The sequence below is a fragment of the Roseovarius sp. D22-M7 genome (assembly GCF_037083785.1).
Lineage (GTDB): Bacteria > Pseudomonadota > Alphaproteobacteria > Rhodobacterales > Rhodobacteraceae > Roseovarius.
This window is the reverse complement of sequence record NZ_JBAPKY010000167.1, coordinates 1-1,260: the sequence shown is the minus strand read 5'-3', so window position 1 is coordinate 1,260 and position 1,260 is coordinate 1. Positions and strand designations below refer to the sequence as shown.

The 1,260-nt window shown below is 69.0% G+C and carries 2 protein-coding genes; one reads left to right on the top strand and one right to left on the bottom strand.

Going from position 1 to position 1,260, the window contains the following annotated elements; translation table 11 throughout:
- Positions 1–55 precede the first annotated feature (55 nt).
- Positions 56–484: a hypothetical protein gene (locus tag V8324_RS21895; protein WP_336421998.1), complete on the bottom strand. Its 429-nt coding sequence runs from the start codon at positions 482–484 to the stop codon at positions 56–58.
- 119 nt (positions 485–603) lie between these two features.
- Here V8324_RS21895 and V8324_RS21890 point away from each other — a divergent pair.
- Positions 604–1,260, top strand: a 657-nt coding sequence (locus V8324_RS21890; protein WP_336421997.1) for a LysR family transcriptional regulator, incomplete at its 3' end; no start/stop codon positions are given.

The window sequence follows — 1,260 nt, the reverse complement described above, 5'->3', positions numbered from 1 at the left end:
GGCCAGTCTGCGCGGTCGGTCATGCGGTGATCGACGCGCTTGCCGGGCAACCGGCTCAGAAATTCCGCCCGTCCTCGATACGCTCCAGCGCGCCGCTCTCGCTGCCGTCGGCGCGGAACTTGTGCGGCGTGCCGTCGATCATCAGGACGTGCAGGCAGCGCAGCCGCCCCGCGTCGCGCCCGTCCCAGGACAGGCAGATCCGGTCGTCGGTCGTGACGCCGTAGAACCCGGTGCCGGTCCAGTCGCCACCGATCAGCCGGCCCTCGATGCCGTTGTCTTCACCGTAATGGATCAGCACCTCCTTGTCGCTCGAGGCCGCGACCCATTTCACCGTCTTGCCGACCATCGTCTCGGCGATCTCGTCCGAGCCGAGCGTCTTGGCGCCGGCCTCGAGCGCCCTCTCCATCGCCGTCATCTCCGCCGCCGCGAAGCCCGGCACCACCGCGAGCCAAACGGCGCCCGTGATCATCGTCCTGAATGTCATCGCGTATCCTCCGCCCTGTCATTTCCTCCGGGTCCCAGAGACCCAACCCGACGGTGCCAGCCCGCGCAGACGGCCCGCAATCCGTGATTTCGCATGCGGGTTATGCAAGAATGCATGGCATGAACTGGGACGATCTGCGCCTCTTCCTCGCCGTGGCCCGGGCCTCGTCGCTGTCGCAGGCCGCGGCGACGCTCGGGGTGAACCAGTCGACCGTCTCGCGCCGGCTGGCCGCAATGGAAGCCGACCTTGACACGCGGCTGATCGAGCGACGCGGCGACGGACCCTTGCTTACCGCCGCCGGCACCGAATTGCTCGCTACCGCCACGAACATCGAGGCCGAGGTGGCGCGCGCCGACCGCTGGCTGGCGGGTCGCAACTCGCTGCTGACGGGACGGCTGCGCATCACCTGCTCGGACAATTTTCTCGAAGCGTTCCTCGCGCCGCGCGTGGCTGCCTTCGCCGACGCGCACCCGGAGATCGACCTCGACATCGTGACGAGCTACCAGCACCTGAGCCTCGCCCGCCGCGAGGCAGACATCGCGATCCGCACGACGCGGGCGCCGCAGGAGACCCTGGTCGGCCGCCGGCTCTTCCGCTTTGCCCTTGCGGTCTACGGGGCGCGGGCGCGATATCCGGGCGGCGCGCCGTCGCCCGATCCGGCCTCACTCTCCTGGATCGGGTGGGAGAGCGAGCTCTACAACCGTATCATGATCCACGATCATTTCCCCGGCGCGACGGTGCGCCATCGCACCGACAGCCTGGTGGCACAGCGCGCG